The following is a 6,217-nucleotide window of genomic DNA, read 5'->3' on the forward strand; positions in this document are numbered from 1 at the left end:
ATTACGTGGTGACTGACGCCGAGCTCCCCGAGGTGTGGCGGGAAAAGCTGACATCTGCCGGGGTGCAGTTGATTCTCGCGTCGGTTGCCGAATCGGCGGAAGAGCCGGCATTGCGCCCGGTTTTGGATGCTCAGACGCAGTTTTCTCCCCTTCCGACGCATAAGGTTTGAGAGCTATGGCACAGGCGCCTTCGATTGATCGCGCTCAAGTTGAAAAGATCGTTCGGGAGATTGTGGTCAAACTTCTCGGTGGGCCGAAGGAAAGGCCTGAAGTTGTGGTCACCATCTCCGCGCGGCATTGCCATCTTTCCCGGGAACACATCGACATCCTTTTTGGGCCGGGGCACGAGCTGAAGCCTTACAAATGGCTGTACCAGGAGGGCTTTTACGCGGCGGAGGAGACCGTGATGATCGTCGGCCCCCGGCGGCGGATGCTGCCAACGGTGCGGGTGCTCGGGCCTCCGCGTTCCAAGACCCAGGTGGAGCTCGCCTTCACGGACGCCATCTCGCTGGGGATTGATGCGCCGGTGCGATTGAGTGGCGATCTGAAAGGAACGCCGGGATGTGTGCTCGTGGGACCGGCGGGAAGTGTGGATCTCAAGGAGGGGGTTATTCGGGCTGCCCGACATGTGCACATGAATTACCGTGACGCCGAATATTACGGCGTCAAGAACGGAGATGTCATGTGCCTGAGGATCGAATCTGGGCCGTGCACCACGGTCTTTGAAAACGTGATCGTGCGGGCGGATGAGACCAGCAAGCTCGAAGTCCACCTGGATACGGACGAAGGCAACGCGGCGGACATCGAGCATGCAACCCGCGTGGAACTGTACAAACCGTGACAGGGACGGCGACACCAGAGACGGCGGCCGACCCAATGTTGCGGTACGCGTCAGGAATTCGGAAACGAAGGTGTGGTTCTTCAGTTTTGAGGTGGAGTGAACAGCAATGGCCAAACAAATGGAAGCTCTGGGAATGATCGAAACGAAGGGTTTTGTCACCCTGGTTGAAGCGACGGATGCCATGCTCAAGGCCGCTAACGTGCAGTTCTTGGGCTGGGATAAGGTGGGAAGCGGTCTGGTGAGCGTTTTCGTCACCGGGGACGTCGCTGCGGTAAAAGCGGCCACGGACGCCGGTGCGGCTGCGGCGGCGCGGATCGGCGAGGTCGTCAGCGTGCAGGTCATCCCGCGACCGCACGACGATTTGTCCACGGTGCTTCCGGCAGGTGCCGGCAAGGGTGGCAAGACCGACTGATCACGGCAAGTTGTGATGGCACGGAAACAACGAAAGAACAGTCATTCAGTTAGCAGCATAGGGGGACTGAACGCCATGCAAGACGCGATTGGTCTGATTGAAACTCGTGGGTTGGTAGCGCTGGTTCAGGCGACAGACGCTATGGCGAAAGCCGCCAATGTGCAGATCGTCAAGCGCGTGCAGATTGGTGGGGGGTTGGTGACCACCATTGTGCGCGGCGATGTCGGCAGCGTGCGGGCTGCGGTGGAAGCCGGCGCCAACGCCGCGGCGCAGGTCGGCGAACTGGTGGCCAGCCACATCATTCCTCGCCCGGCCGAAGGCGTCATCGCGGCCTATCTGACGTGATCGCGGGGTCTGGCGGTCGGTTCCTGAGGCCGTTCGATTGCCCCGGGCTGCCGCCGTTTGCGGGACGCGCCTCACACGCGGCAGGAGTTCGCCTGCGCGAGACGCGCTGCGAATCGGGGAACGGAGACGAGTGATTTTTTCGGCGAGGGACATATTGGCACTGTGGCATAACGGGAGTTATGAGGAGGCTGCAGGATGCATATTCTGGTGGCAAACATCGGAAGCACGAGCTTTAAGTACCGATTGTTCGACATGCAGTCCGAGACGCAGATCGCTCGGGGCGGTGTTGAACGCATCGGGGCGCCGGAAAGCCGCTGTTTTGTGGAAATCAAGGGGCAACGGTATGAATTGACGGCCCATGTTCCCGATCATGCCGCAGCGGTTCGCCAGTGCCTTGCCCAGCTCACCGATCCGCAGACCGGGTGTCTGAAAGACGCCCGTGAGGTAGCTGCCATCGGTTTCAAAGCTGTTCACGGAGGGCGGATCAGCGGGGTTCAACTGGTCACCGAAGAGGTGCTGGCCGCCATGGAGGAGATGGTGCCGGTCGCGCCGGCGCACAATCCTCCGTACATTCGGGCGATGCGCATTCTTCGGGAAAACCTTCCAGAGATTCCGCTGGTCGCGGCGTTTGAGACCGATTTTCACAGCACCATTCCGGATCACAACCGGTTCTACGCGGTGCCCTACGAATGGGCGGAATGGGGCGTCAGGTGCTGGGGTTTTCACGGGGCCAGCCATCGCTACATCGCCACGCGGACGGCGGAAATTTTTGGACGGAACGATTTGCGGGTCATTTCCTGCCACCTGGGAGGCTCCAGTTCGGTTTGCGCCATTTCCGGTGGAAAAAGCGTCTTCACGAGTATGGGGATGAGTCCCCAGTCGGGGCTCCCCAACAATAATCGGGTCGGTGATTTCGACCCATTCGCGCTGCCCGTCATCATGAAACACACCGGGCAGTCCCTGGAGGAGATTCTCAACGTGCTGGCCACGCAGAGTGGTCTGCTGGGACTGAGCGGCGTGAGCACCGATCTGCGGGACATCATGGCAGCGGCTGCGGAAGGCAATCAACGTGCCCGACTGGCGGTGGACGTCTTCGTGGCGGCCATCCGCAAATATGTCGGTGCCTCTCTGGTGGAGCTGGGTGGGGCCGACGTCTTGGTGTTCACGGGGGGCATCGGTGAAAACCAGCCGGAAATCCGCTCCGCGGTGTGCCGCAATCTGAGCGAGTTGGGCATTGTCATCGACGAAGAGAAGAATCAGACGGCGCGCGGAGAATGCGAAATCAGTTCGCCGGCAGGGCGGGTCCGAATCTGGATCATTCCTACCAATGAGGAATTGGTCGTCGCCCGGCAAACAAAGGCCCTTTTAGAGTCACTGTAGTGCTATGTTTTTAGCAAAGGTCACAGGGTCACTGGTTTCCACGCAGAAGGTGGACTCAATGGTGGGGCGCAAGCTCCTTCTCGTGGAGCCCTATCGTGTGGATCCGCAGACGCGGAGCACACTCGTGGCCACCGGCCGAACATTTGTCGCGGTGGACACGGTCGGTGCAGGCGAAGGAGAAATGGTCCTCATTGTGCAGGGGTCCAGTGCCCGGCTCACGCCGGAGACCAAAAACCTTCCCGTGGACACCGTCATCATTGGGATCGTCGATCACGTCCATGTGGGGCAGCGCTGTATCTACAGCAAGCAACCGGAATCACCGGAATCCCAGGCGTAGGAAGACGGCCGGTTGATTCTGGGGAACGGACTCGCTGCGGATGGAGGCGATGGAGCGACGGGTTGATGGGTGAAAGGTATCAATTGTCGTTTTCGTCAGAGGTCTCAGTGGATTCGCGAAATAACTTCGGAGGCGTGAGGGGGATCACCCGCGCATGACCACCCCCGTGCCGGATTGTCGATAAGGAGTGCAATGATGCAGGTCAACGAAGCCCTGGTTCGTACGGTTGTCGAAGAGGTACTCCAGCGTTTGAAGGGGAATGGAGTTCCCTCGGCACCACCGCCGGTTGTCAAGCGGTATCAGGGACGTTTCGGACTTTTTACGGATGTGAACGATGCGGTCGCCGCGGCTGTGGAGGCGTTCGATATTCTCTCCCGCCGCACCCTCGAGGAGCGCAAGCGACTCATCGACCATATTCGGCGCATTGCCATCGAGCAGTGCGTGGAACTCGGCACAATGGAGATGGAAGAAACGAAGATCGGCCGGCTGGAACACAAGATTGAGAAGCTCCGCATTTTGGGAGAGAAGACGCCGGGCGTTGAGTTCCTTCGCAGTGAGGTCTTCAGCGGCGACCACGGCCTGACGGTGATCGAGCATGCTCCCTTTGGGGTGATTGGGGCGGTGACCCCCGTGACGCACTCGCTGCCCACGCTGACGGGCAACGCCATCGCCATGATCGCGGCAGGCAATACGGTTGTCTTCAACCCGCATCCCAGCGGCAAGCGGGTCGCCGCGGAAGGCGTGCGCCGCTACAACCAGGCCATCTTCCGAGATTTGGGCATCGACAATGTGATGTGTGTTATTACCGAGCCCACGATCGAAACGGCCAACGCCATCTTCAAGCATCGGGATATCGCGCTGTTGTGTGTGACGGGTGGTCCGGGGGTGGCTCGGGCGGCGATGCAGCAGGCCAAACGGGCGATCGTGGCCGGGCCCGGGAATCCGCCGGTGGTCGTGGATGAAACGGCGGACCTGGATCGCGCAGCGCGGTGCATCATCAAGGGGGCTTCCTACGACAACAACCTTCTCTGCATCGCGGAGAAGGAAGTCTTCGCGGTGGAGAAGATTTTCGATCAGTTGATGGCGGCCATGGAACGGGCCGGAGCGGTCCGCCTCAACGCCGCCGAAATCGAGGCTCTCACGGCCAAAGCCATCACGTACGTGGGAGAAGGCGAACATCGGCACCCGGTCGGGGTGAAGGAGTTCATCGGCCAGGATGCAGCCAAACTGGCGCGTGCCATCGGTAAGAAGATTCCTGATGACGTCGAACTTCTGTTCGGAGAAACGGACTTCTCTAATCCCTTTGTGCACGCCGAGCAGATGATGCCCTTTGTGCCGTTTGTCCGCTGCCGGGACGTGGACGAAGCCATCGAACGGGCACGGATTGCCGAACACGGCTTCCGGCACACGGCCATCATCCATTCGCACGACGTGGTCAACATGACCAAAATGGGGCGGGCGCTGGATACGACGATTTTCGTGAAAAACGGACCGTGCATGGCCGGATTGGGCCTCGGCGGCGAAGGTTACATCTCGTACTCCATCGCCGGACCGACGGGGGAGGGGATCACAACGCCCCTCACTTTCACCCGCGAACGTCGCTGCGCGATGATCGACAGTCTGCGAATCTTGGGCAAGTAAAAAGGTGACTATTGGTGAAGCTCTGAGGTTGCATTCTGGGGATTGGGCCTTGCGCCGATCAGCAGTCAACACAGGGATACGGAGCTGGGCCGTAACGGATTCGCCGGAAGGACACTACGGAATTCATGCTGGCAGGACGAGTGGTGGGTCATGCAACGGCGACGGTGAAGCATCCATCCATGAAAGGCTGGAAGCTGCTGCTGGTCCAGCCGCTGGCGGCCGATGGTGCTTCGCCGGACGGTGACCCGGTTTTGGTGGTGGATCACCTGGGAGCAGGTCGGGGAGATCTGGTGATTGTGAGTTCCGATGGCAAACACACACAGACGATCATAGGAGATACACACACTCCTGTGCGGTGGTCGGTGATTGGGATTGTGGACTGATGGCCAGCGGCGATTGGAATCCTCAACTGATCGAACAGGTTGTGCGAGAGGTCCTGGCTTCGCTTCAGCAGCGGATCGGGGCGGAGCGGGGACCGAATGAACAGCCCTCTGCTGCGCCATCAGAAGGGCCGGCCAAAGGCCGCGGCCCGCAACAGAGGGCCGAGCCGCAGCCGAGTCCCACCCGACGCGAGGACACCGGCCAGTCCGAGACTTCCCGACCCCTGGCCAGATTCGTGTCCACGCGGGATGGCGAACTCGTTCTTTCGGATAGGGTGATCACCCTGGCCCAGGTCAGTGATCGGCTGGAGGGAATCCGGCGGGTGGTGGTCCCGATGGGCGCGGTGGTAACACCTGCCGTGCGGGATTTACTTCAGGAGAAGGGGATCCCGGTCTTCTACGGCGGCGCGCAGAAGTCTGTCGAAATCAGCGCCGTATCGCCCGCCAGGGCTGCCGCTGTAACAGTTTTGTTAGTGACGCAGAAGATCAATCCCCAGCAACTGGATAATCTGTTGCGTTCGGAGGGGATCACCGCGGACTATGAGACATTGGACTGCCTCATCCGGGCGAGTGAAAGGGCAGGGGAGTTGTGCCGCAAACAGAGGCTGGTTGTGGTGATCACCCGACATGTGGCCGCTGAAGTGTGTCTGGCCAATCGCCAGCGGGGAGTGCGGGCTATCGCGGGCCGGAACCCGCAGGAGGTGGCGGGCGACACAGCGGCCGTTGGGGCCAATGTCTTGGTGGCTGACCTCAACGCCGGGTTGTTCAGCCTCAAGCGGATGATCCGCCAGTTTGTGGCATCGTCGCACGTTTGTCCGGAAGTTTTCCGCGAAAAGTTGGAACTCCAGTGAGGTGAGATTTCTCAGTCGGTAGGACAACCA

At 60.4% G+C, this 6,217-nt stretch carries 8 protein-coding genes; all 8 read left to right on the top strand.

Features of this window, described 5'->3' with window-relative positions; genetic code table 11:
• Positions 1–175 precede the first annotated feature (175 nt).
• The 8 genes from H5U08_RS08295 to H5U08_RS08330 all read left to right on the top strand — a co-directional run bounded on the left by H5U08_RS08295 (position 176) and on the right by H5U08_RS08330 (position 6,187).
• On the top strand, positions 176–841 hold the full coding sequence (locus H5U08_RS08295; RefSeq protein WP_297032074.1) for a phosphate propanoyltransferase: 666 nt from the start codon (positions 176–178) through the stop codon (positions 839–841).
• 106 nt (positions 842–947) lie between these two features.
• Positions 948–1,253: a BMC domain-containing protein gene (locus tag H5U08_RS08300; RefSeq protein WP_366494266.1), complete on the top strand. Its 306-nt coding sequence runs from the start codon at positions 948–950 to the stop codon at positions 1,251–1,253.
• Positions 1,254–1,328: 75 nt separating this feature from the next.
• Positions 1,329–1,598 (top strand): BMC domain-containing protein, encoded by a 270-nt coding sequence (locus tag H5U08_RS08305; protein WP_095414388.1) that lies wholly within the window; start codon positions 1,329–1,331, stop codon positions 1,596–1,598.
• A gap of 195 nt (positions 1,599–1,793) precedes the next feature.
• The gene (locus H5U08_RS08310) at positions 1,794–2,978 is read left to right on the top strand and encodes an acetate/propionate family kinase (RefSeq protein ID WP_297032078.1); all 1,185 of its coding nucleotides are present in this window, start codon (positions 1,794–1,796) and stop codon (positions 2,976–2,978) included.
• A gap of 4 nt (positions 2,979–2,982) precedes the next feature.
• Positions 2,983–3,315 carry a EutN/CcmL family microcompartment protein gene (locus H5U08_RS08315; protein WP_095414390.1) on the top strand — a complete coding sequence of 111 codons (333 nt, stop codon included), beginning with the start codon at positions 2,983–2,985 and terminating at the stop codon, positions 3,313–3,315.
• A 192-nt stretch (positions 3,316–3,507) separates the two neighbouring features.
• The gene (locus tag H5U08_RS08320; protein WP_297032081.1) at positions 3,508–4,956 is read left to right on the top strand and encodes an aldehyde dehydrogenase family protein; all 1,449 of its coding nucleotides are present in this window, start codon (positions 3,508–3,510) and stop codon (positions 4,954–4,956) included.
• A 125-nt stretch (positions 4,957–5,081) separates the two neighbouring features.
• A complete protein-coding gene (locus H5U08_RS08325) occupies positions 5,082–5,339 on the top strand; it encodes a EutN/CcmL family microcompartment protein (RefSeq protein WP_297032083.1) in 258 nt (85 codons plus the stop codon).
• A complete protein-coding gene (locus tag H5U08_RS08330; RefSeq protein WP_297032085.1) occupies positions 5,339–6,187 on the top strand; it encodes a hypothetical protein in 849 nt (282 codons plus the stop codon). Before H5U08_RS08325 ends, H5U08_RS08330 begins: the two co-directional genes overlap by 1 nt.
• The last annotated feature ends 30 nt before the right edge of the window (positions 6,188–6,217 follow it).

Source organism: Thermogutta sp., from assembly GCF_014359955.1.
Classification (GTDB): Bacteria; Planctomycetota; Planctomycetia; order Pirellulales; family Thermoguttaceae; genus Thermogutta.